Source organism: Nocardia albiluteola, assembly GCF_018860155.1.
GTDB classification, from domain to species: domain Bacteria; phylum Actinomycetota; class Actinomycetes; order Mycobacteriales; family Mycobacteriaceae; genus Nocardia; species Nocardia albiluteola.
On sequence record NZ_JAHKNI010000016.1, the window covers coordinates 119,436 to 146,339 of the forward strand.

Consider the following 26,904-nt stretch of genomic DNA (forward strand, 5'->3'; position numbering starts at 1 on the left):
ATTCCGGCGATGAATTACTTCGCCGAATGGTTGTACGACGACGTCGGGATAATGCGGTGATGGCCGTGCTCGCGGTCCTTGCCGTGCTGGGTGGGGTGAATGCCGTCGCCGGCTTTTTCTCCACGCCGCCGAAGGGGCCGTCGGACGATTCCACCACGCTGCTCATCGGGCACGCCCAACTGGCCGGGTCGTTCGCCCGGGATTTCGTGGTGGCCTACGTGGGCGCGTCGTCGGGGCAGCAGGGGCAGTTGGATCGGTACGTCAGCACCGGCCAGCAGCTCACCCTCCCGTCCGCCGGGCTGCGGGTGACCGACCCCTCGGTCGTGCATATCGCACGAGACAAATCCGTTGGGAGCATGGATATCTGGGCCGTGACGGTGTCGGTGCGCGTGGGTGCCGCGACCGTCGGCGCCGCCACCCCGACGGCGTCAGGCGATCGGCAGTACTACCGCGTCGCGGTGGCCGAATCAGAGGGTTCGCTGCGGGCGCTGTCGCCGCCCGCGGTGGTCCAGCCGCCCGCGAAGGGCTCGGACCTGGCCCTCGGATATACCGGATCCTGCACTGCCGACACGCCGCTGGCCAAGGTCTCCTCCGAATTTCTCACCGCATTCCTGACCGGCTCCGGGGATATCACCCGATATGTCAGCCTGAATTCCGGGATCGCGGCGCTGCAGCCCGCACCATTTTCGTCCCTGGATTCGGTCTCGGTGCAATCCGATGACCGTGGTTGCGGGACGGGTGGATCTGCCGCGCGGGTGGAGATTCTGGTGAATCCCAAATCGGCTGCCGGAGCGGCACCGACGCTCGCGTATTCGCTGAGCATGGTGCTCACAGCTGGGCAGTGGCAGGTGCAGTCGATCGATCCACTGCCGCAATTGCGTACGCCCGTGGCTGTTATCGGCGCGCAGCAGCCCGGCTCCGGCCCGGGAACGGCTCCGACGAGCGCCGCCACCACCACATCCTCGGCACCGACGGCACAGATCCCGCCGGCGACACAGAACTGACCGGAAAGGCAGCCCCATGCTCAGTACCGAAATAGCCAATCTCCTCGAGCGTGTGCTCTACGCGTTGCGGTGGGGCGGATTGATCATCATCGCAATCGTCGGCATGGGCCTGCTGATCAGCGAAGGCACCAAGAACAAGCTCGCGCCCGGCAAGATCCTCACCATCGTCGGATCGGCGCTGCTCGCGGCGGTGCTCTTCTATATTCTGCCGACACTGATCAATTACGCCCGGATCGACGGGGCGACCGTGCTGCCCGACCATCCCATCGGCGGTTACTGATGCCCCAGGCGATCAAGGTCTTCACGCCGATCAAACGGGTGCCGACCATGATCGGCAAGGCTCAGAACGGGCAGAAGCTGCCCTTTGGCCCTTACACATTGCCGCAGGTGGTCGCGGCGATCGTCATGATCCTGATCACCTCCGTGCTGGCCATGTCGCTGCCGGTCAACCCGGCGATCACATTCATCGGCGGGCTGGTGCTGACCATCGGTGTGGTGTTCGCGATCGGGCTGGTGCCCTATACCGGGGTCCGGATGACCTCGCGGATCCTGTGGATTGCTCGGTTGATCCTGGTGCGCAAACCGATTTCGGCGTCGGGAATGCCGATCACCGGGGATTCGGCGCGGGATGCGGTGTTCGTTGAGGAGAGTGTCGTGGTGATCTTCCCTGATGTCCGTCCCGCGCAACGCGGTCCGGCCAGAACGCCGCTGATCGTGCTGCCCGAGACGTGGGTCGAAACGGCGATTCAGGGCGGCACCGCGCTTCCACAAGGGGGATACTGATGGCATTCGAGCGCGATCTGCAGCCCACCGCCGCCATTCGCGGGAATTTGCAATTCACGCACAGTGGGCTGGTCACCGCGACCTACTTCGTCAACCCGCTCGGCTACGGATTGCGCAAGTCCAGCGATAAGTACGACGTCAAGGCCGCGCATCACTCGCTTGTCACCAATCTTCCGAACGGCTCTCTGCTGCTGGGAATTCAGGCCAGGCTCAACACCCTCGACGTGCTCGGTAAGATGGTCGAGGGCGTGGATCTGGACGACTGCGAGGACTATGCGCTCGAGGTCGTCGCCTCCTACGAGCGGATTCGCGCGATCTCCCCCCACACGCGGCTGTACCTGCTGTCCATTCCGGTCGGGGCCGGCAATCAGGCGACATCGGCGCTCTCGCGGATGTGGCGCGGCAGCACCACCACGATCGACGCGACCGCGTTGTCCGCCGCGGATCTGCAGCAGTACGACGACAAGGCCGCCGAGATCCTCTCGCGCATCGGCGACGATTTCGAACCGGTTCCCGTCCCGGCGGCGTTGTTCCAATGGCTGTGGGAGCACTATCTGTCGCGGGGAGCCATCGGTGATCCCGACGCGCCGACCCGGGCGGGAGTGCTGGACGACGTCACAGCGGCGGTATTCCGTTCCGCGGCTCTGGACGAGGGCGCGCAGACCGATAACGGCCGCCGCATCCGGCCCTCGTTCGTTCCGGTGGTCAAGGTGGCTCAGTCCGAATTCGACTGGCCCTCCTATCAGACGATGCTCACCCCGCGCTCATTCCCGTACTCGGGCATGAGTTTTCCCGGCGGCAGCGAATTCCTCGCCGTGCTCGAGGGCCTGACCGACGTGACCGTCGACTGGGGCATCCGGATATCCACCAAACCGGCCGAGCAGGTGCTCAAGGACAACGAGCTGAATCTGCGCCGCCTGGGCGAGCAGATGGACCAGCGCGACCAGGAGATCTCCTTCGCCCAGAACACGCTGATGTCCAAGGCCCGGATGCTGGGGGAATATCAGAACCATTTCGAGGCCAACGGTGGCGAATCGGAGGTCAGTTTCACCACCGTCATCGCGGTCGGCGGGCACACCCGCGAGGAGACCCTGGATGCGGTCAATACGCTGAAGCGGCGCTACAAGCGGTTTCAGGTCGATATGACCGCACCGGTGGGCGCGCAGGTGGATCTGTGGTCGATGCTGATTCCGGGCAGCTCGCCGCGGCGCGCCTACGACGATTTTGCGCACATCGTGCCCTCGGACATGTGGGCCGGTTTTGTGCCGTTCACCTCGAGTCAGGTCGGTGACGACAGCGGTCCCGTGATCGGGGTCAACCTGATGTCGGGCAATTTCGAGCCGATCCATTTCAGCATCATGGAGGCCGCGCTGCACGATTTGTCGGCCTCGTTCGCGGTGACCGGCGAGCTCGGGTCCGGGAAGTCGTATCTGCTGAAGCTGATCGCGGTGCTGGTGCACGATATGGGCGGGCAGTTTCTCGCCATCGACCGCAGTCAGGTGGGGGAGTGGGCGTACTTCGCGGATTCGATCGACGATGCGGTCGTCATCGATCTGAGTAATCCGACCGTGTCGCTGGATCCGCTGCGACTGTTCAATCCCCGCATTGCCGGGGAGCGGGCGATGGATTCGGTGCTGCCGCTGTTGGATCTGTCGCCGACGAGCGGTGCGGGCGCGGCATTCGGGAATCTGCTGACGCCGAAAAGCATTGTCCAGTACAACATCCGGTCGATGCACGATCTGCTCCAGGTGGTGCTGCGGCTGCGCGCGGAGGGGATCGGGGACGAGTATTCCGACCTGGCCGCGCGGCTGGGCACCATCGTGGACCGGGTGCCGGTGCTGTTCGATCCCGATCTGCCCGTATTGCGACTGGACGCGGCTGCGACCGTCATTCGCAGCCACGGCCTGTCGCTGCCCACGGCCGAGGAGCTCACCACCCCGCACCTGTACAACCGGTTGCCGCTGACCAAGCGCCTGGGTACCGCCCTGTACGAACTGGTGGGTGTGACCGCGCGCGAGGCCTTCCTGACCGACAACGGGCGATTCGGACTGCTGATCGGCGACGAGGCTCATCACTTCACCCAGACGCAAGTGGGTGCGTCGGTCACCTCCGATTTCAGTCGCGACGGCCGAAAGCATTTGGCCGCAATAGGTTTGGCGTCACATGACCCGGCCACCGACTTTCAGGGAGCGGCGCACAATCTGATTCCGAACCGATTCGTGTTCCGTCAGCGTGACGAGACTCTGGCCCGGAACAGCCTGGAGTGGCTGGGTGTGGATCTGGAGGAGGCGCCTTTCCTGCTGCAAGTTTTACGGGAGGAGACCTCGCCGCCGGTCGGGCAGGGGCGGCAGGTACCAGAGGAACGGCGCGGGGAGATGTTCATGCGGGATGCGCTCAACCGGATCGGGCGCGGCAAGGTGTTGGGTCCTGCGCGCCAGGATCGTGCGGCGGCGATCGGTAGTACACCGACCTCGCCGGAACAGCTCCGCGGATTGACCGAACGACGGGCATTGCCGTGAAAACCGGTGTTGTCCAGTGGATTCTGAGCTATCTGAAGCCGCCACGACCGGCGTCCGATGCGGACTTCCTGCGGTGGGAGCAGGAGCTGTTCGATTCCGGGCGCTGGCAACCGCGGGCGTTATTGCGGCGGTGCCGGGGCTGGGTCACCGCGACCCGGCGGCGCAAGTGGCTGGCCGGGCTGTTCGCGGCGGTGATGCTGCTGCTCGTGTTGCCGATGGGCTTGGGCGCGGTGGCGACGGCACAGACCACGGCGACCACGCCGAGCTCGGTATCGAGCGTGAACAGCGCCCTGAGCTGGACGGGGGTCACCGACACTTCCGGCGTTCCCCTGACGAGTTACGTCTTCGCCTCGGCCGGCGACAGCATATTCCACCCGAAGAACACGGCGATGGCCTTCATGCTGGGGCTGGAATACGCGGGCTGGATGGTCATCGTGATCACGGCGATCTGGCTGATCGGCTACGCGTTGAGTTTCAAGTGGCTCAACCTGTTCGGCACGGCGCTCGTGGATGTCTCCGAGAAATTTTCGAGCCAGCTGGCGACCACGATCGTCCTGGTCACCTGTGCGACCATCGGCGCATTCATCGTGGCGTACTTCGTGGTCCGCGGATTCCATGCCAAGGCCACGGCGCAGATAGCGACCATGCTGCTGGTCGGGGTGATCGGGCCGCTGTACCTGGCGCATCCGATGTCGGATGCGATGTCCTCGAACGGCCTGCTGGCCCAGGGGCGGGATCTGGGAATTTCGGTGGCCGCGGGTTTGAACGGCACCGACACCACCGACCCGGCCAGACTGGTGGCGACGATGCAGACCGACCTGGCGGACAATTTCGCGCGACATCCCCTGCAGGTGTGGAATTTCGGGCACGAGATCGATACCGAGCCGGGATGCGCACAGGCCTGGACGTCCGCCGTGGCCACCGGGAACGAGGGCACGGTCAAGAGCGCCATGCAATCGTGCGGGGACGGTTCCGCGTACAACGCCGCCAATAATCCCAGTGTCGGCCAGATCGGCGCGGGGATTCTGCTGTTGTTCGCCGGGGCAATTCTGCTGCTGTTCGGCGCGTATCTGGCAATCAAGGTGATCAAGTCGGCGCTGGGCGTTATCTGGGCCGGATTTCAGTCGATCATCGGATTTGCCGGGAGCGGGTTCATCTATGGGCCGCCGCAGATATTTCTGGTTCGGAGTGTCGTAGACGGATTCATCGCCGCCGGGGAGATGGCGATGTATGTCATCTTCACCGGGATCTATGTGCTGTTCATGGGTGACCTGTTCTCGGTGGCGGGCGGGCAGGTGATGTCCGTATTCGTCATCGGGGCGATTGTGGAGATCGTCGCGATAGTCCAGCTGCGGCATGTGGGGGCGAGCATGCAGCGGGCCCGTCAGTGGACGACCAATCGGCTGGGGCTGGCGATCCAGGGCGCCGGAGGCGGAGGCGGAGGCGGCGGTGGCGGGGGAGCGGGGTTCGGCACGGGGGGCGCGGGTTCGATGACCGCGATGGGCGCACTCGGGAATATTAGTGCTCTGAATGGTAATCCGTTGGTGGCATGGGCAGCGCTCGGAACGCCGAATCCGATCAGCCCCCTTTCTCGGGTGAACAAGAAGATGACCCAGTTGAATAAGAGAATGCTCCTGGATGATCGGTTCAAAGACCCCAAGGGTGTCGGGCTACAGGGGATGATGCAGGCGGTGCAACTTGGGGCCGCAGCAAAGCGGGGTGCCAGGGCGTACGGTGGGATCAATACGTTCCTCGGTGGTGGTGCTGCGTTCAATGAAATGAAGACGATGGGAGGTGGATTATCCGATTTTGCCGGTGCCTTGATGGCTGCTGGATTCAAAGATGACAGGATTATCTATCATCTTCAGCGGTCGTTTGGTAAAGTCGAACAGAACGCTGCGAATTACATACTATCCGATCAACTGCTCGCTAACGCGGTCGCGGCCATGCAGCGGGCGCAGTCGTCGGCGGTTCGATTCGTTGATGGCGATCCGAATCAGAGCCCATTCGAGGTGGCAGCGGACTACGCTGCGCTGGAGTCGGCAGTGTTCATGTATCGCGGCGCGCTCCGCAATGGTATTACGCTTGACGGTGGGGCAGCGAGTGGTCCGGAGCGCGACTTTGCCGACCTCTATATGAGGAATCCCGATATGGCTTTGTGGAAGGAGCTGAACAAATTGGCAGAGGGGGATGAGCTGGCAATGGGTACCGGCAACCTGGCCGGAATCGACTCGATTGGTGCACAGCGGCTGAAAACGTGGATCGGCAGCGCGCACTCCGAACGAGTTTCCGATGCTATGCAGAGGGTGATAGGGGACCCTGAAAATTATGACAGGATGCGAGAACTGCGTACGGAGTTGTCGTATGCTCAGCGGACCGACAGCTTTGCGTCAGGGGTCTCCTTGACCGAGAAGAATACATTGCATCCGCCAGACCAGAGAAAGATGGGAGCACCTACGAACTGGGGCAGAATGAGCGGGGTGACGCGTCATCTTCAGAGGAGAGCTTGATGGTGAGTTTGTCGCACTCGAAATCTGCCTAGCGCTATGACCACAGACGATACGGAGAACGATGCGGGTCGTGTGATGTACAGGATGAATAGTAATGCCGCAAAGAATTTTATCGATTCCGCCATCACGTGGGCAGGGATACCAATTCGGCCAGTAAGTCGAAAAGATGACGCAAGACTATGATGGCAAAACGCAAACTCGGAAATCTTGACGGTATCAAATGGACGGATACGAGTGGCTGAGTGACGCGGCATTGCTCGGGTTGGAGAGTAGAGCATCGTGACGACACCTGGTATGCAGGACGATGTCGGCGCCGAGGAAGAAGGGCGGCCCCGGCACCGCTCTCGGCGCATCGTTACGGCCGCGAGAGCCCGTCGCGTGATCTACTGGGTCGGCCGGGTTCTTCCGGAGATCGGTCCGGTCGGGTGGTTGGTCGTGGCCGTCATCATCGTGGTGGTCCTCTTTGGTGTGGTGCTCCTGATGACGGTGGTCATACTCGACAGTCAGTCCTCGTCGGTGGCACAGGACTGGTTCTACCAGTGCGACAGCGCAATCGGGCCCGAAACTGCGGCGACCTCGACGGATACGCCCGAAACAACCGCTCCCGCGTCCGAATCCCTGTCACCGTTGGATATTCCGACCACCAACCCCTATGCCGGGCTCACTTTCTCGCCCGGTGACAATCCCTCCTCGTGGGATCTGGCCTGTGCCACCGCAATGGCGTCGGCCCCCTATCAGCTGCCCCCGCTGCAGACCATCGCGTCGGGGATTGATGTCGACTGCATCCGTCAGGTGGCGCTGGCCGCTCTGGGCACGCCTTCTGTGGACCCCGCCGGGCTGGCTCAGGGGATGATCAGTCAAGCGTCACAGATCAATTCGACCGGACGATGCCAGCTTCCGGCGGCGGCGTACCCGATGAGTGGGCCGCCCGCGCCGACCGCGGTTACCCTGCCGCCGGCGCCCATCGTCACCAGCGCCTGTCCCAAATCGGGATCCGCCACCATCCTGCTGCCTGGAACCCTTGCCGCACAGGGGTTGTGCGGCCAGCGTGTTGCCGCTGCCGCGATCTCGCCCGGCGATCTGGTGTTCTGGGCGTTCAGCAACAACGCGCCCACCCACGTCGGCGTCGCGGTGTCACCCTCGCAGATCGTCACCTCGGATCCGGCCAGCGGTCGGGTGGTCGAGCAGGCGATGCCGAATGGGCGGGACGTGCGGGTCAAGCGGGTACTGGCGGGGTCTTCGTGAGTGGCGGGTGTGGACGACGGGCCGTGTGGGGATGACCGGTTGGCGTGAGGTTTTCGCGCGCGGCGGTGGACGGTGACGAGTCCGCCCGGAGATACCGTCGTGGTCGACGGGGCCGGTGGATCGGTCGATGGTCACGTGGAAGCGCCTGGGGCGAACGGGGATCCGGCGTCCGCGGCCGCCACGCCCTGGTCGGGACAGGCCGTACCGCAGCAACGCCGACAGCGAACCGCACATGGCGCGGATACTCCCTGGTCCGCGGGGCCGGGTGGGCCGAGCGCCGCGGGATCGAATGGCGCCACGCAGGATTCGGCTGGCGCGGCGGCTGCGGGCGGGGCGGCGTCGGCCGCCCCGCCCCCGGCCGGGCCGAGCGGCCCGGTAACGGCGGGCACCGGTGTAACCCCCGGAACTGCCGCAGGTGCGAGCGGTTCAGCTGTCGGATCGACATCCGCGTCGGGCGGCGATCAGAGTCTCTCGCCGTCCACCGCCGTTGCCCAGGGCGCGCCGCAACCGGGCGCGACAGGTTCCCCGTGGTCGGGGGCTACCGGTGCGGGTTCGGCTGGACCGCAGGTGGATATGGGCAAGCTTGCCGAGGCCGTGCCGGCACTGGTGTCGGCGGCGACGCCCATGCTGATGATGCTGCCGCTGCTCGCATCTTCCCTCCTGGGGAGCGGTGGCGGATCGGGAAGTGGTTCCGGCGCTTCGGGTTCGAGTCCGGCCCAGCAGGCGCGCGATGCGCTCGGTTCGCTGCGGAATGCGTACGGATCGGGCAACGGCGGCGGCACCGGATCGGGGAGTACGGGTTTGCAGGGCGCCGGCAACGGATCGGGGAGTACGGGTTCGCAAGGCTCCGGTAACGGCTCCGGAAGTAGTGGCGGCTCCGGGGCGACCGCCGCCGCGATCGAGGCCACCCGGATCTATCAGGCCCACGCCGCGAGTGCGTTCAGCGCATTGGACAACACTCTCGCCACCGAGATTCAACGCTTCGCGGGGTCGCACTCCGTTGACAAGGCCAGGATGGACGCCCTCATGACGGCGCTGGATACCGCTCTGGCCCAGGTGGGGCCGAACGCTCTCATCGGCGCGGCGGGCCAGCAACAGGTCACCCATGTCATCGATCAGGCCGTGGCCTACGCCGAAAAGCTCGCTGGGAAGACCAGTCTCGGGGCTCAGGCCACCGCCCAGGTCGTCGAAATGCTCGCGAACGAGTACCTGGTGGTCCTCTCCGGCCAGGGCACCGCGCCCGTCATCACGAGCGCCGCGACGTACGCGGCCACCGGTGAATCCGCCGCCGTCCAGTCGGCGATCTCGGTCGCGCTGTCCGAGGTCGGTAAGCCGTACGTCTACGGCGCCGAGGGGCCGGATTCCTTCGACTGCTCCGGCCTGACGCAGTACTCTGCCGCGGCGGCGGGCGTGAGCATTCCCCGCACCGCGGCCGAGCAGTACCAGAGCCTCCCGCACGTCAACCCCTCGGATATCAAGCCAGGCGACCTGATATTCCCGGCCGCCGAATTCAACGGGGGCAGTCCCGATCACGTGATCATGTACATCGGGAACGGCGAATGCGTCGAGGCTCCGCATACGGGCGCGTACGTCAGAGTCGTCCCGCTGCCCAGCAGTTATGCGGCCAGCCGGTGGGCATAGTGACAGCACCGTCACGGTCCGCCCGCGATGGTCTCCAAGGTCGGGAATACCGCATATTCATCGATAGCAGGGAATGCGAGGGAGGAAGGCAATGGCACCATGACCGACTATGTCACTGACGCCGAATCCGCAGCCCGGAATCTCCAGGCGCAGCAGAATGCGTCGAACGGCCTCAAGGGAGTGGTTGCGGCCGTGCGGGACTACCTCGTCGTGTCGGTGGAGCTACTGGGTAGCGGTCGGCCGCAGGATGCTCCCAACTTCTCCGCACAGATCAGCGCGACGGAGGCTGGAAAGAACTACAAGGCCCTGACCGATACCACTGATAAATCGACGCTGGCCACCGCGTACAACGCGAATGTCGGGCATGTCGCGGAGATCGCCCAGCAATTGGTCGACCGGCAGAGCCATGTAGGCGGCCGGGTGTCCGACGTCGCCACCATCGCCCAGGGCACATCGCATACGATCGAGGGACGAATCGCGACATTGCAGGGCGCCCTGGACAATCCGCGGCTTCCGGCCCCGCCTCGCCACGATTATTCGTCGGAGGGGGGGATGATCGATGCCTGCCTCGCGGCGGTCGACAATGTCTACTCCGACCTGCAGGATGCGACTTCCGCAATCCAGGTTCGCGCCGATTCCATCGCCAATCAGGCGCGTCCCGTGGTTCCGGCCGGTGGCACGGTGACCCAGCCTGTTTCTAGCTATGGGCCGGTGTCCTATGGCTCACAGTTGCCTGCGTCCACCGTGGCGGCCATGGTCAGCGGTGTGACCGATACGACGAAGAAGAATTTCCTCGCGGCGGCGCTGGGCAAGATAGGTGATCCGTACGTCTGGGGCGCCGAGGGGCCGAATGCCTTCGACTGTTCCGGGCTCGTGCAGTATTCCGCCGAACAGGCCGGGGTCAAGAATATGCCGCGCACATCGGAGGAACAATATGCCGCGACCGCGTCGCATCCGGTCAGCCCGCAAAATCTGCAGAAGGGTGATCTGGTCTTCTCGGAATTCGGTCCCGGCGGGCCTGGTCACGTCATGATCTACGCCGGTAATGGCTATGTGGTCGAGGCGCCCCACACCGGCGACGTCGTCAAGCTCTACCCTCTCTCGCAGGTGGGCGCCTTCCAAGCCACTCGCTTCTGAAAGGCGACGAGGACCGTGGCGGAAATCTCGCCACGGTCCTCGTCTATTCGAAGGGTCTCTGGGGTGTCGGGAACTACGCCGGGGCAGCGGGAAGCGAGTCCGAGGGGGCTTTGGACAGCGGGTCGGCGATGTCCTCGAGTGACTGCCCTTCGGCGTTGACACCGAAGAACCACGCGACCAACCCGCCCCCGATCATGGCCGCCGCCCCGATGATATAGCCGATGGTGAGCGGGAACCGGTCCGGATTCGGGTTGTCCGAGCCGCCGATCAGGTGGCCGAACAGCCACGGCGCCACGACGCCGCCCGCGCCCTGCGAGATGGCGAAGAAGAACGAAATCGCCTGTCCGCGAAGCTCGAGCGGGAAGATCTCGCTGACCGTGAGATAGGCCGAGGAGGCGCCCGCCGAGGCGAAGAAGAAGATGACGCACCAGAAGATCGTCTGGGTGGTGGCGTTGAGTATCCCCGCGTGGAAGGCCCACGCCGAAGCCAGAAGCAGCGCACCGGATACCACGTAGGTGGAACAGATCATCACCCGGCGGCCGATGCTGTCGAACAGCGGGCCGAGCAGGAGCGGGCCGATCAGGTTACCGACCGCGAAGGGGAAGAAGTAGTACCCGGTGTGGTCGGCCGGCACGTGATAGAAGTGGATCAGGACCAGGCCCTCGGTGAAGAAGATCGCGTTGTAGAGGAAGGCCTGCGTGACCATCATCGTGAAGCCGAGGAACGACCGAGAGGGATAGCGGCCGAAGAAGATTCGTGCCATCTGCAGATAGGACAACTGGTCGGTGTCGACGATGTCCAACGCCTTGCTCGGGTCGACCGGCGGCAGCTCCACGCCGCCCTGGCGGAGCCGCTCTTCGATCTCGTCGACGGTTCGCTCGGCCTCCTCCGCACGGCCGTGGGTCAAGAGCCAGCGCGGGCTCTCGGGAATGGCCTTGCGCAGGAAGATGATGATGAAACCGAGCACCGGGCCGATGAAGAAGCCGATGCGCCAACCCCATTGGATCGGCACGTAGTGCTCGTTGAACAGGGCGAGGCTCGCCGCCGCGCCCAAAGCCGCACCGCACCAGTAGGTTCCGTTGACCGCGATATCCACCCGGCCGCGGTAACGCGAGGGCATGATCTCGTCGATCGCCGAGTTGATCGCGGTGTATTCGCCCCCGATGCCGAGGCCGGCGATGAAGCGGAAGAAGTAGAGCGAGAACGCACCCCAGGACAGCCCGGCCAGGCCGCTACCGATCAGATAGATGGCCAGGGTCAGGATGAACAGCTTCTTGCGGCCGAGCTTGTCGGTGATGCGGCCGAACACGAGCGCGCCGACGACCTGCCCGGCGAGATACCACGATGCCGTCGCGCCGACCTGGCCGCTGGTCATGTGCAGGGTGTGCGGGCTCTGCAGCAATCCGCCCATGCTGCTGACGATTTGGATCTCTAGGCCGTCCAGAATCCACGAGACCCCGAGGCCGACGACGATCAGCCAGTGAAAGCTGGTCCAGGGGAGTCTATCCATTCGTGCCGGGACCAAACTTCGGATGACCTGTGGTGGGGCAATCGACATATGTACTCACCTTTTTGTGTTGTGCAGTGGTCTCGACCGGAGTCCGGGCTCGACGTACTGTGTGACGCGGCCGAGACCCGAGGCTCGCCCCTGTGGAGCCCCGGGTGGCGACCGCCCTCAGGTGAGGATCCTAACATTATCGGGCGTCCCGCTATATAACGGTTCATTGAACGTGTCTGCTTGGGCGAGTCCGCAATGTATGCTCGAATGTCGCTGGGGGCCAACGGTAGCCGATGATCAGTACCCGATGTAGGAACGACCCTCGTGCAATCGGATGATGCCCGGAACGTTGTCGAGGGACCCGTATCGGGCGATGGCGTACCTGACCCCGGCGACGATGTTGTCCACCGGATTCCAGATGTTGGTGTGCCCCGGCAGCGCATGCGCGTAGAAGGTCGAGTCGATGGTCTGCATCAGCCCCTTGGACGGATGTCCCGCTGCGGCATTGCTGTCCCAGCCGTTGATCGCGTTGGGATTGCCGCCGGACTCGTGCTGCACGATCGCCGCGATGTCGGCGGGATCGATATGGCTCACGTCGTACCCATTCTGCGCCAGCAGTCCCAGCGCCGAGCCGATCCACTGCGCCTCGGTCCCACTGGGCCGCGCCAACGGTGGACCCGACTCGAAACCGGAGGCGCCGACCGCAGGCTGATACCGCGACTCGCGCAGGTACCGATCGGCCAGTGCCGAGATCCGTGCCGCGGTCAGCCGCGTGGCCGATTGTCCATGCCCCACAACGACTCCCGCGCGCTGCAGCGCCGCATCCAGCGTGTTGATCAACAGCTGGTGCCCCGCGGCTGAGTCCGGGACGTTGCCCAGCGCCGTCACGGAGGCATCCGCATCGGCGATAATCGCCGCCAGCTCCGCCCGCCCTCGGACGGTGGTACCCGCGGCCTCCGAAAGCAGCTGCTCCAGTTCGGCATTCAGATCGCCCATCGCATCCGCCGCCCGCGATGCGGTGCCGGCCGCGGTGGAGTATCCCGAATTCATATGCCCGTCCCAGACGATGGGTCCGGAAGGCATTTGTGTGGCAGCGAGATTCGGGGGGATGAACGACTGGCCGGCGGAGGGTAGCGGGTTACCACTCCCGTAGCTGGCCGCGATGGAGCCCAGCGCACCCAGTGCCGCCGTCGCCATCGGCGGCGCGGTCGGCAGGCCGCCGAGAGCGGCCGGAGCGGATATCGGCGCTGGAGCGACCTTTCCGGTGCGGACTTCGATCGCCGGTGGATTATCCTGTGCGGCAGTTATTGTGGATGTCGCCCGCAGGGGGGTGATACGCGGCTGTCTCCGGGGGCGGTGCGAGGGTGGGGGAGCGGTGGTGACTTCGGGCTGTACGTCCTGGAGCCCGGGTTCCGGAGTTTGCCGCGGGGAGGACATCAGCGCCCCGGCGGCAACGCGCGCGCGACGACTGCATGCGCAGTGTGTGATCGCAGGCGGTGCACGCTCATCGTGTACTTCCTCCCGGTCCGATGACCTGCACCGAAACGTCTCGTCGGCGATGTGTGGGACGTGCGTGTTGTTCACCATCGTGACCGGCCAGTCTCCCGGCGCGCTTCCCATTGGTGGGGATCTCGGAGAATGAAGCGAGTCGAAGGGAAGGCTTGCGCGATGGTCGGATCACTGCCGCCGGGAATGGGGATTCCGGCTGTTGCCTGTGTTTCGAATTCGATGATTCGATTCGGGAGGTGATCTCATGAGCGGGCTTTTCGGTATGTCGTGGGGCACCATTGCTTCGATGGCGGTCACTGGTATTATCGCCGTATCAACCGATGGTATCGGTCTTGCCTTTGCGCCTGCCATAGGCGGCTTGGTCGGCGGTGCGGTCGACGGTGCTACAACCGGCAATTGGATGAACGGGATCAAATCGGGACTCATAAACACTGGTGCAGGCTACTTGGGCGAAGGGGCCGGCGCGCTGATTGCGAGAGGGGTGGGTCGGGTAGCCGACGGCCTTGCGTCCAATCTCGGACAGCGGCTGGGGACCCTAGCTTATACAGTCGGGGGCCTCGGCGAGCGCGGTGGGATGCAGGCAGCCGCCAAGGTCGGCGGTGTTATCGCTGAGGGTATATCCAATCATGAGACGCAGAAGATCGGCCCTCTTCCGATAATTGACATCGGTAACGGGAAAGTAAAAGCAACTATGATATAATGATTTCATATGGGCTGCGTGGTTGATAATCGAGTCAATTGGGGTATAGATGGCATCTGATGCTGTCCAGATGAGTGACGTGTTTATGCCCTATCAGCATGCGTCTGGCTATCCGCAGCAGTGTAAGTTTCCACAGGCGCTCGAGCAGGCCTATCTCGATTTTCCGATGAAGATCCGCAAAATTTTCGACACCTGTGGTAACGGCACGAAGACGGATCCGCCCAGTGTTGCCGACATAGCTCAGGTGCCGACCCTTCCTACGGCCGATACGCCAAACGCCTCGACTCTTCAAACGTATTCTTACATGGCCACTACGCTTGCGAACGCGTACATTGCACTTCGCGCCGAGGATGTGAAGGTATACAAGAACATCCAGGCCTCTGCCGATATCAGTATGCAGTGTCAATTGAGTATCAACGGTGCAATAGCGGCACTCAACGCTGCGGCCCCGACAGTTTCTCCGGATCCGAGTAAGAGTCAGGCCGAATTCATCCAGGAAAACCTGACCACGACGCTGGGCAACATTACGCAACAGGTCAAGACCGCGGGAAACGACCAGGGTGGCCCCAGTACCGATCCGGGCCCCTCGACCGATGCCATGCAGAAGCTCCAGGCCCAGCTCGACAGCATCAATACGAAGTACAGCGCGCTGCAGACGAATTACGACAACCTCAACTCCAACTACAAGGCCCTGCAGGATAAGTTGAACTCCACCCCGCCCCCGGTCTCGCAGGTGCCTCCCCCGGGCACGCCGGCAGCCTCCGGCCCGTTCGACCCCGGTCTGGGTGCCTCCGGTGCGTACCAGATCAGCGTGGGCGCCTCGGGGCCCGGCGACGTGGGCGCCTCAGGGCCCGGCGACGTGGGCGCCTCGGGGGCGGGCATCGGCTCCGGAGGAGGCTCCGGGTCGGGCTCGTACGGGGGGACCGGCTATCCCGGTAACGGGTCGGGGGGTGCGGGTGCCGGTGCGGGTGCGTCCGGCGGCGGTATGGACATGTCCTCGCTGCTGGGCAGCATCCTGCCCATGATGATGATGAGCCAGGCCATGAACCCCAACCGAGACCTCAACAACCAGAACAACCCGCAGAATATGCAGCCGCAGGCACCACAGCAGGTGGTCCCACAGGCCCCGCCCAGTCAGGCGCCGGCTCAGCCGGGCACCGCGCAGCCCGCACCCAACGGCTCGTCCTCGTCGCAGCCGCCGCTCCCCCCGCAGGGGCGCACCCCCGGTGGGGACGGCAGCGTGCTCTACACCTTCGACGACGGTCGCACGCAAAAGGTTTCGGTGGTGGTCGCGCAGGCGCTCGACGCCGCGCGGGCGAACAAGGACGGCACCAGCGCCAAGGACGCGTACGCCAAGACCGCGGCGAAGTGGTCGGACGACAAGAAGATCGGCGACGCCATCGATCCGTCCCAGCTGATGACGGGCGACGTCGCCACCTGGGACAACCACAATGCGATCGTGGTGGTCTTCCCGCCGGGCCAGGGCGGTGGCACCGGCACGCTGGAGGTCATCGTGGAGGGCAAGCTGCAGCCGTTCAGTGCCCAGATGTCCGACAAGTCGGGCGATTTCGGCGAGTTCGCCGGATTCGAGCATCCGCACGGCATCGAGATGACGGGCTCCTCGGACCCCAACGCAGCTGGGGGTGGCGTCGTGCCCGTCGCGGCCGACTCGTCCTCGGGGACCCCGGATCCGTCGTCGGCCGTGCCGTCGAGCTGATCGTCCGGTGGCTCCGGCGTGGGGCGGTGCCGCTCGCCCACCCACGGGTCTTCCCGTCGGTGGGAAGAAAACAGAATGATGACGGAAGCGCCGCGGCAGGAAAGGACTTGATTCGGCATGGAGATCGAACTGGACCTGCTACGGCATCAAGCCGACATGCACGATCAAGCTGGCAACGCCTTGCACGACGGAGCCCCGGTGCCGAATCCGTGGCTCGGCAAGTTTATCGAAACGTATGGCATCATTGCGAGTCCGGTCTACGAGAAACTCCAGACGTACTATGCGGCCCGCCAGAATGCCTACCAGGCACTGGGCGATGCGCACCACAAGACGGCGCAGATGCTGCGCGATTCGGCGGACTCCCTCGCACAGGCGGACCAGCAGGGTGGTTCCCATGTCGGCAAGGCCGGTGATGCTTTCGAGCACCTGGGCGCGGGGCATACTGGCACCGGGCCGATGGGCCCGACGGGCCCGATGGGCTCGATGGGCTCGATGGGCCCCTCGCATCCGGTTCTGCCGCAGATGAATCCGGATCACCTCACCGCACGGGGGGTCCATCAGGACACCACCCCCTACCAGGATCCGGGTGCCCCACCGGCTGGCGGCCCGGGCTCGCCGACCGGACAGCGCCCCGACGGTCCTCTGACGGCTCTCCCCGCTGCCTTCGCCCCGGCCCAGCACGACGGCCCCAATCCCCTGGGCCTCGTCGGTGTCGGCGGCATGGGGCCGGATTCGGTGTACAACCCCGCGGGTATCGGGTTCGGTTCGGACAGCGGCGGCGGGCTGACGCCGCCGGGGGGCGGCCGCACTCCGCCGCCGGGTGGACCGAGTGCCGCGGACGCGACCGCGCCGATCATGCCGACCCCGTTCGCCGCCGCGGTGGCGGCGGCCAAGGAACGCGCGGAGGCGACCGGTCATGCGGTCAACGGCGCGGCCGACAACGACCTCATGATCGCTCGGACGCTGCTGGCCGCGGTGCTTGCGGTAGTGGAGGATTCGGTCGCGGGCACGACGTGGGCGGTATCGGTGATGCGGGGTCCCGCCGGCGCCGGCGTGTTCATCACCTCCAACGAGGGCCGCGGCTGGCTGCCCGCTGGGCTGTTCCTGCCGCGCGAGGTCTCCACGCCGTGGCTGTGGGACGACACGCTCGACGGTGCGGGATCGTCGTGGGAAGGTGTCTCCGACCCGGCCCGGGTGCTCGTCGAATTCGGCCTGGCCTGGGGGCCGAAGGCCGGCGCTCAGCTCTCGGCACTGGTCTCCTCGGGGCCCATCGATCCTGAGCTGCGCGTACGCATGAACGACGTGCCGATGCAGGGGCTCGTCGGTCCCGCCTACGACGTGGATCTGCGGGTGCCCACTCCCGACACCGTCGATCGGCTCTCCCTCGCCGGTTCGCCCGCGGCACTGGAACGCATTGCTGCGGTCGATGATTCGTCGGTCCGTAGGCGCAGCATCGAGCTGGCCGCGGATGCGCACGCCCGGGTGATCCGGTCGGTCCCCTCCACACCCGAGCTTGCCACGGCGCGCCGCCTGCGCGAGAACATCCTCGCCGCGGTGCGGGCGGGCGTTCCGGTTTCGCGCGTGCAGTGGGACGAGTTGCGCGCCGCGGACGATCTCCTCGGGGCCGCCCTGATAACCCGCCGCGTCGACCCGGGCCGGGTCGAAGTCGGCGCGCTGCGTGTGGAGGACGAGGCCGGGCAGTTGCGCGCCATCGTTTTCGAGCGCCGCTGTAACGAGTTGGTGCTGCTGCTCGCCGCCGAGGACGTCACCCCGCAGACCTTGCGCGACGCTGCGTATGCGCACGGGCAGGTCGCGGAGCACCCGCAGTTCGTCGAAGCCCCCGCCGCGGTGTTCGCGCCCACGCCGGAGCGGGTCGCCCGCCCGGCGACCGGCACCGTCGTGGCTCCGGCGGTGAGCGCCGGGCCGCCGCGGGGTGCCGTCGGACCGGTTCCCCCGGTGACGACGTCCGGCGTCGTACCGGCGCGGGACTGAGCGGACGCCTGGGTGCTCAGCATGCTTCCTGTCTACATGCCGAACCAAAAGCAATGGTCGGGGTGTATGCGCCGTACACCTTCTCCGACCAGACCCCGGATCCGTCGTCGGCCGTGCCGTCGAGCTGATCGGGTGGCGGTGAGGAGGAAGCGATGGTGCTGAATGTCGATCCCGCGGAGCTGGCTTCGGTGGCCTCCGGGCTCGCGAACATGGCCACCGGGACGGCCGCGGCGCTACCTCGGGGCTGGGTAGCGCCGGGAGGTGCGGATCCGGTGTCCGCCCAGGCCGTTCCGGTGCTCAACCTGGCGAAGGCGGAGTTGGCCAACAAGGTCACCGACGTGCTGCAGCACGGAGTGCACGGCACGGCGGCGAATATCGGTGCGTCGGCGGCGGATTACTCGACGGCCGACGCCGAGGGTGGTAGCAGGTTCGGCGGCTCGAGCGGTGGCACGGTGGCCAATCCCGTGACGGTGCAGGGCAGTTACGTTCGGCACGTTCCGCCGGCGCCGACGACGTCCGGCGTCGAGCCGGTCGACCCCTTGACCCTGGCCGAGCAGTTCCACTCCGGCCCCGGCGTCACCCAGGCCGGCAGCTTCGCCGACGAGGTCCGCAACTACCTCGGTGGCGCGCACGCCGCCGCGCACTCCCACGTCACCGCCGCTGCTCAGACGGTTCAGGGCTGGCAGCCGGTGGGCGAGCAGGTCGCCAGATCCCTTATCGGACACGCCGATTCGCTGGACCAGCTGGGCGGCGGCCTGCAGTCGCTGATCGATGGAATCGACACGTACAGAAATGCCTTCACCACGGCCAAGGCCGCGCACCCCACACCCGCGGAGATCCTGGCGACCCGCAGAGAACTGCTCACCGCGATGCGGTCGAAGAACCCGGCCGCGCTCGCCGAGGCGATGGCGAAATTCGAAGAGCAGAACGCCTTGTCGGCCGGCGTGCTCGCCAACTATGCCACGGCCGTCGGCGTAGAACTCGGCACTACCACGGCCGCAGCCGGCGCGGCCGGCTCCGACTGTGGCCAGGGCTCGGGTAGTGGCGATACCGGAAGTGGCAGCGGGGCAGGCGCATCCGGTGGCTCCGGTTCGGGCGGCGGCACGCCCGCAGGGTCGGGTTCGGGTGCCGGAACAACCTCCCGCGCCGGAACATCCCCCGGGTCGGGAACGAGCGCTGCGGCATCCTCGGGCGACTCGAGCCTGATGACCTCGCTGATGACCATGCTGCCCTCGCTGTTGAGCATGGGACAATCTGCTATACAGCAAGCGACACAACAGAACTCCGGCGCAGATTCCTCCGATCCGATGACCGCGAGCGGTCCGACCATCCCCGACCTGAACAGCCTGGGCGCCCCGGCGGCGCTCGGCGGCGGCGGGGGCTCGATCGGTGACGCCACCGCCGGGGCGGAGAACATCGCCCTGGGTGGCCTGCCGATGGTCGGCGCGGCGTCCGCGATGGATTCCTTCGCGCTGCCCGCGGCCGCGGTCACCGAGCCGGTGACCTCCGCAATCACCGCTGCCGAGGGCATCGCGTCCGGGGGCGCGGGCGGTGCCGGCGGCATGCCGTACATGCCGATGATGCCCGGCATGGGCAACCAATCCGGCGGCGCGGGCGGCGAGCGGAACCGGGTGGTGGCCTGGCATCCCGACCGGCTCATGTACGTCGACGACACGCCGCACACCGAGCAGGTCATCGGTGAGAAGCCCAAGATCGCCCCCACGGTCACCCCGGCGACACCGGTCAATCAGATTCCCCCCCAAGGAGGTTCGACGTGAACGACATCCATCCCGATGTGCAGGCGGCCCTGGATGCCGCCCGCGAGTTGCGCAATCGCATCGCCGATCTGCGCGAGCGGATGGACGCGATCAAGGCACGCCGCCCCTCGCCCAGCGGCCTGGTGGTGCCGGAGGTGGACGCGATGGGACGGCTCACCACCCTCTATCTCGCGCCCGGCACCGCCGCGCGATTCGACAACGACGAGCTCACGGCGGAGATCATGGCCGCGATCCGGGAGAGCACCGCCGACGCGGCACGCCAGTACCGCACCCTCATGGACGCCGATCCCTGGGCCGAACCGGACACCGCGGAGCCCGAATCCGCTGACGGGACAACCACCCCCGCGGAGGTGTCATGACATCGGCGGAGGTCACCGCCGCCGACGCGGTGAGGTGGCTGCACGACGAGGGCCTGGCGCGCCTGGCCACGGTCGGTGCGCGCATGCCGAATCCGGTCGTGGCCTATGCCGTCGACATCGGAACCGGCACCGTGACAGCGCATCCGGCGACGAGCCCCGGCAAGGGCACCGACGTGGTGACCGTGGCCGCCGACGACCTGCCGGGCCCCGACGGCACCACGCGCCGGCTGCTGGTCACCGGAATCACCACGGCCGATGCGGTTCTCGTGCTCGATCTCGCCGTGGCGGATCGAATCACGATCAACGGTGAGCGCCCGGAGGCCGCGGCCCGCTCCTGGACGATGCAGCTGCTGCTCAACAGCGAGATCACCATCACCACCAACAGCATCGAGCTGGCGATCGCCGACAGCCCGCGCTGCCGCCACGGGTTCATTCCCGGTGCGGGAGCGACGATTCTGAACATCGATGACAAGCGGCCCCCGATCAGCACCGTCACCCTGAACGCGTCCGACGAGCGGCCCGATCACCTGGACATCGCCGACGACGGTTCGGCCGAACTGTATCTGGGCTCGCGCTTCTGGGCCCTGCGGCAGGTGATGCAGATCGACGACGGCGCCTGGGCGGAACTCGCCGCCCGCCTGGCCATGCCGGACGCCCCGGCCCCCACCGAGACGGAGAACAGCCTGTGACCGATGTGACCGATGTGTACGACGCGGATTCCGAAGACGCAGCAGCGCAGCCGGACTGGCCGAGCAAGATCTACGAGGTCTTCAACCCCGAGGGCACCGTGGGCGTTGCGTGCAACCGCGACGGCGAGATCGTCGGGCTGCACCTCACCGACGACGCCCGCGACGAGGGCGACACCTGGCTGGCCGGGGAGATCGTGCGCCTGGGCAAGCTCGCGCACCTCAAGTCGCGGGTGGGGTTGCGCGCGGAGATGATGGACAACGGCACCGGTGCGCACACCATCGACGCGTTCGACCTGCCCACCGAGAATTCCTACCGGCAGGCGGAGCGGTCCGAATTCGGCCAGTGAACCAGCCATGGACCTGCACGATATGGACTCCTCGGCGGAGGTGCTAGCCGCCGCCGGGCGGTACCACACCGCCGCCTCCTCGGTCGCCGAGGGCATTGCCCGCATACTGCGGGAGCTGACCGCGCCCCAGCCCGGGCGGTCCCCCTTGGATCGGGAGTTGCTCGCCAGGCTGGGATGGATCACCGAAACCCTCGCCGAGGCGGCGGACGGGCACGGCGACCGAGTCGCCGATACTCACTCCGCTGCAACAGATTCCGTGCTCGCGCTGGAAGAGGCCGACGCGTCCGGCGCCCGGATTCTCGACCGGGCCGATCCGTATGGCTAGCGCCATGCCTGCTCAGACGCACTATTGGGATGCCATCGTCGGTGACAACTGGCCCGCGATCGGACCGGACCGGTGGGGCACGCTGGAGACGACGCTGCGGGAGGCCGCCTCGGGCGTGGATGTCGACGGTCTCGAATCGGCCCGGCGCGACTTCGACGAGCGGGTGCGGGCCAGTGCCGCCCTGCAACCGGTCAAGGACGCGATGGCCGCCCACCAGGGTGATTCGCGGGAACTGGTGGATGCCGTGGCAGCCGTGGCGGATCTGCTGCGCGACTTCGCGACCGTCACGAATCGGACCCGCAACCGAATACTCGACATCGTCGACGACGCGCTGGCCTCCATCACGGGCGTCACCGAAAAGTCCGTCGGGAAACAGGCGAGGATCGGTCAGGTTCACGACATCGTGACCGCCGCCCGCGAACGCGTGGAGGACGCCGTCTCCGGCGCGCCGCACGAGGTCGATCCGCCCTGGGCAGGGCTCCGTGCAAGGATCACCGAATTGGCTGGCTTGCAACAACTTCCGGCGTTAAATCCGGCGGAAGGCAGCCAGGTAACCGCGATGCACGTCCTGGACCGCCGGGGCGCGGATTTCGCCGCCACCGATCCCGCGGGCGACACGGTGGATGGTTCCGCGGCGGCTGTCGCCACGCTTCCGATCTCGGCGCGGCTCGCGCGTGATCCCGCACTCTCGCAGGGGGGCTCGCACCATCCCACACCCGCGGTGGCCGATCTCGGCGATGCGACGCCCACCTACCCCGGCGTCGCGGAGAATGTGGGGTTGGTCGTCGCCGCTGCCCCCCGGGATGCCCTCCCCGATACCGGCGATCCGAGTTCGGTCACGGCTCCCGATCCGGCCGATGTCGCTCCCGATCCGGCCGAGGTAACCCCTGACACGGGTGATAGGGGAGCGATACCCATGCCGGTCGTGTTCTTGCCGCAGGACCCCACACCGGCGACGACCTCCGAGACGGTGGCGTCCGCGAACAAGAGTGAGGAGGTCTCACCGTATGTGCGATCTCTGGAGCGGGTGACCGCGGACCCGATGGGAGACCAGGGCTCCGCCGCCGAATCGGGTACTGCCGCCGAGCGGCAACGCTGGGTCACCGCCGAGGGCGCGGCGGGGCGGCCACGCCTTTCGGACCATGACAGCACCGCCGCCAAGCCCGGATCCGGTAGCGCGGCGATGATCCGTTCGGTCGTGGGCGACGCGATGGCCGCAGCGGCGGGACCGGTGTTCGAGGTGGGCGGGCGCGGAGTGGACGGGCACCTGATACTCGCGCGAACCATCCTCGCCGGAATTCTGGCCGCGATCGAATCGTCCTGGTATGGCATCGGATTCGCCGTCGCGGTGCTGCGGCGTCCGGGCGGCGGCGTCATCGGCCTGGTGACCTCGAACGAAGGGCGCGGCTGGCTGCCCGCGGGACTGTATCTCCCGCAGGAGCTTTCGACGCCATGGCGCTGGTCCGAGTCGAGGCATTCGGGGTGGGAGGGTATTTCCGATCCGGCGCGGATACTGGCGGAATTCGTGTTGGAGCGGGGCAGTAGGTCCGATGCGCGGCTGGCCGCGCTGGTCTCCTCCGAGCCGATCGATGCCGCAATACGGTGGCAGCTCGGCGAGGTGGCGTTGGAGGGGCGTGTCGCGGCATCGGCCGCCCTGCCGCTGGATGCGCCCGGTCCGGGCCTGGTGGACCGGCTGGGTCTGGTCATCGCACCCGGGAATCAGACACGACTGGACCGAATTCCCTTGCCGGCGATCGCTGCCCGCTGCGCGGACCTCGCCCGGGACGCGCACCAGCGCGCCGCCCGAACGGGCGCGGGTACTGCGGAAACACTCGGTGCGCCCGCCTTGCGACAGCGGCTGCTCGATACTCTCCGGCAGGGCGGGGACATCCCGCCGGCCTGGTGGGACGAACTGCGCGACATCGACGATCTGCTGGCCGCGACCGTTCTCACCAAGCGGATCGACGTGAGCCGAATCCCCCTGGGAGAGCTGCGTTCCGGGCGCCCTGGCGCCGAGGTGTCGACGCTGCGTTCGATGGTCGTGCAGCGTCGCGCCAACGAGTTGGCACTGCTGCTGGCGAATGCGCCGGACCGCCGAATGCTGCGCGATGCCGTCTACGCCCACGGCCAGCTGACCGCGCAGCTGAGCGGCTTTGCGCGCCCGCCGGTCGTTCCCGTCGCTGGGAAGAAAACACAATAAAGGAGATTCCGCGGGAAAGGATGTGGCATGGAGACCGACCCTGATCATCTGCGGTTCCTGCGCGATCAACACATGACGGCCCACGACCAGGCCGTCGAGGGGTCCAAGCAGCCGACCGAGTGGCTCGGGACATTCCTCCAGCAGTACGGCACCATCGCCCATCCCGTCCATCAGGCTCTGACCCGGTACTACCAGGCGCGCGAGGCGGCCTGGCTGCAGCACGCCGCCGACCACGCCAGCGTTGCGAAGGCGCTGGACGATTCGGCCAACGCCTACGAACAGGCCGACCAGCAGGGCGGATCCCGCGTCGGCGATATCGGTAACCAGTTCAGCAACCATCCAGGTGGAAGTTCCCACACTGGACAGATAGGTCCGGATGGGCCGACTGGTCCCGCCGTGCCCGTGCCTCCGGCCACCACGCCCACCGGCACCACGACTTCCGGTTCAGCTGCCCCGAACGGGGCACAAGCAGGCTCGCAGACCGACCATCGCCCGGACGATACGACGACCGGAATCCCCGGTGTCTTCGCTACGGCCGGGGGCGGCCAGGGACCGGCGACCAACGGCTTCGGGTTGAACTCCGGTGGCGGCGGGACGCCAACGGCGCACGACCCCGGAGGAATGGGGTTCTATCCGCTCGGTTTCGGCGACGACGCCTGGACCGGGCGCGGGCCCACCCCACCGCCCGGCCCGCCGAGTGCGGGTGCGCCCGACATGGGGCCGGTCATCATGCCGACCCCGTTCGCCGCCGCGGTGGCCAAGGCGAAGGAGCGCGAGCGGGAACCCGACTTCGTGGTCAATGGCGACGCCGACAACGACCTGCTGATCGCCCGCACGTTGCTGGCCGCGGTGCTGGCTGTCGTGGAGGATTCGGTGGTGGGCACCGGCTGGGCGGTGTCCGTGATGCGCGGCCCCGTGGGCGCCGGCGTGTTCATCACCTCCAACGAGGGCCGAGGCTGGTTGCCGCCGGGGCTGTTCCTGCCGCGCGAGGTATCCACACCGTGGCTGTGGGACGAGGTCCTCGCGGATGACGGCCAGGGTTCCCCGTGGGAGGGCGTGTCCGATCCGGCCCGGGTGCTCGTCGAATTCGGGTTGGTCTGGGGACGGAGGGTCGGTGCGGAGCTCTCGGCGCTGGCCTCCTCGGGCCCGATCGATCCGGGCCTGCGCGCGCGGCTGAACAATGTGCCGATGCAGGGTCTCGTCGGCCCCGCCTACGATGTCGACCTTCGGGTACCCACTCCCGACACCGCCGACCGCCTCACCCTCACCGGGTCGGAGGGCGCGCAGGCACGCGTTGCCGCCGTGGATGATTCGATGGTGCGAGCACAGAGCGTGGAACTGGCGGCCGATACGCACGCCCGGCTGCTCCGTTCGGTTCCCTCAACGTCCGAGGTGGCCGCGGCCCGCCGTCTGCGCGACAACATCCTCGTTGCGCTTCGATCCGGGATCCCGGTGCAGCGCCCGCAGTGGGATGCACTGCGCGACGCCGACGATCTGCTCGCGGCCGCGCTCATGTCCCGCCGAGTAGACCCGGGCCGGGTCGAACTGGGTGCGCTGCGCGTCGACAACGAGGCCGAGGGGCTGCGAAACATCGTCTACGAGCGCCGTTGCAACGAACTGGTGCTGCTGTTGGCCAATGAGGACTCCACCCACCAGACGCTCCGCGACGCGGTTTACGCGCAGGAGCAGGTCGTGGAGCATCCGCAGTTCGTCGAGGCGCCCGTCGCGGTCACCGCGCCGGAACCGCAGCGCATCGACCGCCCGGCACCCACCGGCGCGGTGTCGGCTCCGGCGGTGTCGGGGCCGCCGCCCGGGGCCGTCGCGCCGATCTCGCCGCCGCCTCCGGTCAGCCCGCCCGATGTCCGGAACTGAGCGGGATCGCACGCGATCCCGCTGGTCCGGATCCTTCATTGCCGTTGCATGGAGTAGGTAATGGGCGGCGCCAAAGGCCGCTCAGGATCCGGCTCGAGCGGCGTGTCCAATCCGGACTGGTGGGCCGACCCGACCGGACCCTCGTCGGATGGCGCCCAGACGATGGGGCCCAGCGGGTATTTGCTGGCTGGGCAGCAGCTGCGGAACAACGGCAATACGCTGACTTACCAGTCGGATGGGCAGCTTGTACTCGCTGACAAGAATGGTCTTGTACTGAAAACATGGGATCCGACGCTGGCAGCAGGCGTCGATCCCTCCGAACTGGCCGGCACTGCCCTGAGAATGGGCACCGATGGTTCCCTGTACATAACGTGGGCGTTGAGCAAGTCGGTGCTGGCGACGGTGCCGGACGTCGGCACGGTGAAGGGCGGTACACCGCTCCTATCACTCGGCAAGGACGGTAGCCTCGGCATCGATTTCAAGGAGACCGGCGCATCATCCACGCTCTACTCGCCGTTCGCCTTTCCGCTCGATCACCCGCCGCAGGCGTCGAAGGCGCTTGCGGCGGTTATCACCGCCGGCGAGCAAGCGATAGCGGATCTGGCCGATCCGCTGCGACTGAATGATCCCAAAGCCGCGCCGGACGTCCAGTCCCTGCTGGTGAAAGCGGGGCTGTTCGACGACAAGGATCACTCGGCCATGAACGCCAGTTATGCGAGCAATGTCAAGAGTTTGCAGGACGTGATGGCCCAATTGGCGGGCGACGACGATACGACGAGTTCGGACGTCGGGAAGCTTCCCGACATAATTACCAAGGGGCTCGGGGAAATAAAATCGGCGGTCGACGATCTGAACGACAAGCTGAAGGCGGCCTCGACCGCCTTTGTCAGCGCCGCCAAAAGTCAGCAGCAGTCGAATATGTTCCTCGCGCCGGGGGCGAGTGCGAAACCGAAGACGTACCCCCCATATGTCACCCCGAACTCAGATCCCAACAAGTTTTCCACCTCGGTGCCGTTACCACAGCGACGTCTTTCCCAGTCGTGGGACCAGCCACCGCGCCGACGCTAATACGATTCCCA

The 26,904-nt window shown here is 66.4% G+C and carries 21 protein-coding genes; 19 read left to right on the forward strand and 2 right to left on the reverse strand.

Going from position 1 to position 26,904, the window contains the following annotated elements:
• Nucleotides 1-59: 59 nt before the first annotated feature.
• From KO481_RS35410 to KO481_RS43625, 8 genes are all read left to right on the forward strand, one after another.
• On the forward strand, nt 60-1,004 hold the full coding sequence (locus KO481_RS35410; protein ID WP_245401982.1) for a conjugal transfer protein: 945 nt from the start codon (nt 60-62) through the stop codon (nt 1,002-1,004).
• Between the two features lie 16 nt (nt 1,005-1,020).
• On the forward strand, nt 1,021-1,284 hold the full coding sequence (locus KO481_RS35415; RefSeq protein WP_215922863.1) for a hypothetical protein: 264 nt from the start codon (nt 1,021-1,023) through the stop codon (nt 1,282-1,284).
• Nucleotides 1,284-1,787 carry a hypothetical protein gene (locus KO481_RS35420; protein ID WP_215922864.1) on the forward strand — a complete coding sequence of 168 codons (504 nt, stop codon included), beginning with the start codon at nt 1,284-1,286 and terminating at the stop codon, nt 1,785-1,787. The genes KO481_RS35415 and KO481_RS35420 overlap by 1 nt, the downstream gene beginning before the upstream one ends.
• Complete coding sequence (locus KO481_RS35425) at nt 1,787-4,306, forward strand: ATP-binding protein (RefSeq protein WP_215922865.1); 2,520 nt, start codon at nt 1,787-1,789, stop codon at nt 4,304-4,306. The genes KO481_RS35420 and KO481_RS35425 overlap by 1 nt, the downstream gene beginning before the upstream one ends.
• Entirely contained in the window at nt 4,303-6,816 is a 2,514-nt protein-coding gene (locus tag KO481_RS35430) for a hypothetical protein (protein ID WP_215922866.1), read from the forward strand. The genes KO481_RS35425 and KO481_RS35430 overlap by 4 nt, the downstream gene beginning before the upstream one ends.
• Before the next feature lie 279 nt (nt 6,817-7,095).
• On the forward strand, nt 7,096-8,061 hold the full coding sequence (locus KO481_RS35435; RefSeq protein ID WP_215922867.1) for an NlpC/P60 family protein: 966 nt from the start codon (nt 7,096-7,098) through the stop codon (nt 8,059-8,061).
• Between the two features lie 573 nt (nt 8,062-8,634).
• Nucleotides 8,635-9,702, forward strand: a complete 1,068-nt coding sequence (locus KO481_RS35440) for a C40 family peptidase (protein ID WP_215922868.1) — start codon at nt 8,635-8,637, stop codon at nt 9,700-9,702.
• Nucleotides 9,703-9,801: 99 nt separating this feature from the next.
• Nucleotides 9,802-10,839 (forward strand): C40 family peptidase, encoded by a 1,038-nt coding sequence (locus tag KO481_RS43625; RefSeq protein WP_245401983.1) that lies wholly within the window; start codon nt 9,802-9,804, stop codon nt 10,837-10,839.
• Nucleotides 10,840-10,912: 73 nt separating this feature from the next.
• On the opposite strand, the gene KO481_RS35450 is transcribed toward KO481_RS43625, so the two are convergent.
• Both KO481_RS35450 and KO481_RS35455 read right to left on the reverse strand, forming a co-directional pair.
• Nucleotides 10,913-12,349, reverse strand: a complete 1,437-nt coding sequence (locus KO481_RS35450; protein WP_215922869.1) for an MFS transporter — start codon at nt 12,347-12,349, stop codon at nt 10,913-10,915.
• Nucleotides 12,350-12,634: 285 nt separating this feature from the next.
• On the reverse strand, nt 12,635-13,534 hold the full coding sequence (locus KO481_RS35455; RefSeq protein ID WP_215922870.1) for a transglycosylase SLT domain-containing protein: 900 nt from the start codon (nt 13,532-13,534) through the stop codon (nt 12,635-12,637).
• A gap of 556 nt (nt 13,535-14,090) precedes the next feature.
• Between KO481_RS35455 and KO481_RS35460 the strand changes: the two genes are divergently transcribed.
• The 11 genes from KO481_RS35460 (at nt 14,091) to KO481_RS35510 (ending at nt 26,893) form a co-directional block, all read left to right on the forward strand.
• The gene (locus KO481_RS35460; protein WP_215922871.1) at nt 14,091-14,546 is read left to right on the forward strand and encodes a hypothetical protein; all 456 of its coding nucleotides are present in this window, start codon (nt 14,091-14,093) and stop codon (nt 14,544-14,546) included.
• A 406-nt stretch (nt 14,547-14,952) separates the two neighbouring features.
• Nucleotides 14,953-16,263 (forward strand): hypothetical protein, encoded by a 1,311-nt coding sequence (locus KO481_RS35465; RefSeq protein ID WP_215922872.1) that lies wholly within the window; start codon nt 14,953-14,955, stop codon nt 16,261-16,263.
• Between the two features lie 117 nt (nt 16,264-16,380).
• Entirely contained in the window at nt 16,381-18,255 is a 1,875-nt protein-coding gene (locus KO481_RS35470) for a type VII secretion target (RefSeq protein WP_215922873.1), read from the forward strand.
• Nucleotides 18,256-18,407: 152 nt separating this feature from the next.
• The gene (locus KO481_RS35475) at nt 18,408-20,033 is read left to right on the forward strand and encodes a hypothetical protein (RefSeq protein ID WP_215922874.1); all 1,626 of its coding nucleotides are present in this window, start codon (nt 18,408-18,410) and stop codon (nt 20,031-20,033) included.
• Entirely contained in the window at nt 20,030-20,392 is a 363-nt protein-coding gene (locus KO481_RS35480) for a YbaB/EbfC family nucleoid-associated protein (RefSeq protein WP_215922875.1), read from the forward strand. Before KO481_RS35475 ends, KO481_RS35480 begins: the two co-directional genes overlap by 4 nt.
• Entirely contained in the window at nt 20,389-21,081 is a 693-nt protein-coding gene (locus tag KO481_RS35485; protein ID WP_215922876.1) for a hypothetical protein, read from the forward strand. Before KO481_RS35480 ends, KO481_RS35485 begins: the two co-directional genes overlap by 4 nt.
• Nucleotides 21,078-21,428 (forward strand): hypothetical protein, encoded by a 351-nt coding sequence (locus tag KO481_RS35490; RefSeq protein ID WP_245401984.1) that lies wholly within the window; start codon nt 21,078-21,080, stop codon nt 21,426-21,428. Before KO481_RS35485 ends, KO481_RS35490 begins: the two co-directional genes overlap by 4 nt.
• A 7-nt stretch (nt 21,429-21,435) precedes the next feature.
• Nucleotides 21,436-21,753 carry a hypothetical protein gene (locus KO481_RS35495; RefSeq protein ID WP_215922877.1) on the forward strand — a complete coding sequence of 106 codons (318 nt, stop codon included), beginning with the start codon at nt 21,436-21,438 and terminating at the stop codon, nt 21,751-21,753.
• A 4-nt stretch (nt 21,754-21,757) separates the two neighbouring features.
• Entirely contained in the window at nt 21,758-23,953 is a 2,196-nt protein-coding gene (locus KO481_RS35500; protein ID WP_215922878.1) for a hypothetical protein, read from the forward strand.
• Nucleotides 23,954-23,980: 27 nt separating this feature from the next.
• On the forward strand, nt 23,981-25,825 hold the full coding sequence (locus KO481_RS35505) for a type VII secretion target (protein WP_215922879.1): 1,845 nt from the start codon (nt 23,981-23,983) through the stop codon (nt 25,823-25,825).
• A gap of 60 nt (nt 25,826-25,885) precedes the next feature.
• Complete coding sequence (locus KO481_RS35510; RefSeq protein WP_215922880.1) at nt 25,886-26,893, forward strand: hypothetical protein; 1,008 nt, start codon at nt 25,886-25,888, stop codon at nt 26,891-26,893.
• Nucleotides 26,894-26,904: the final 11 nt, after the last annotated feature.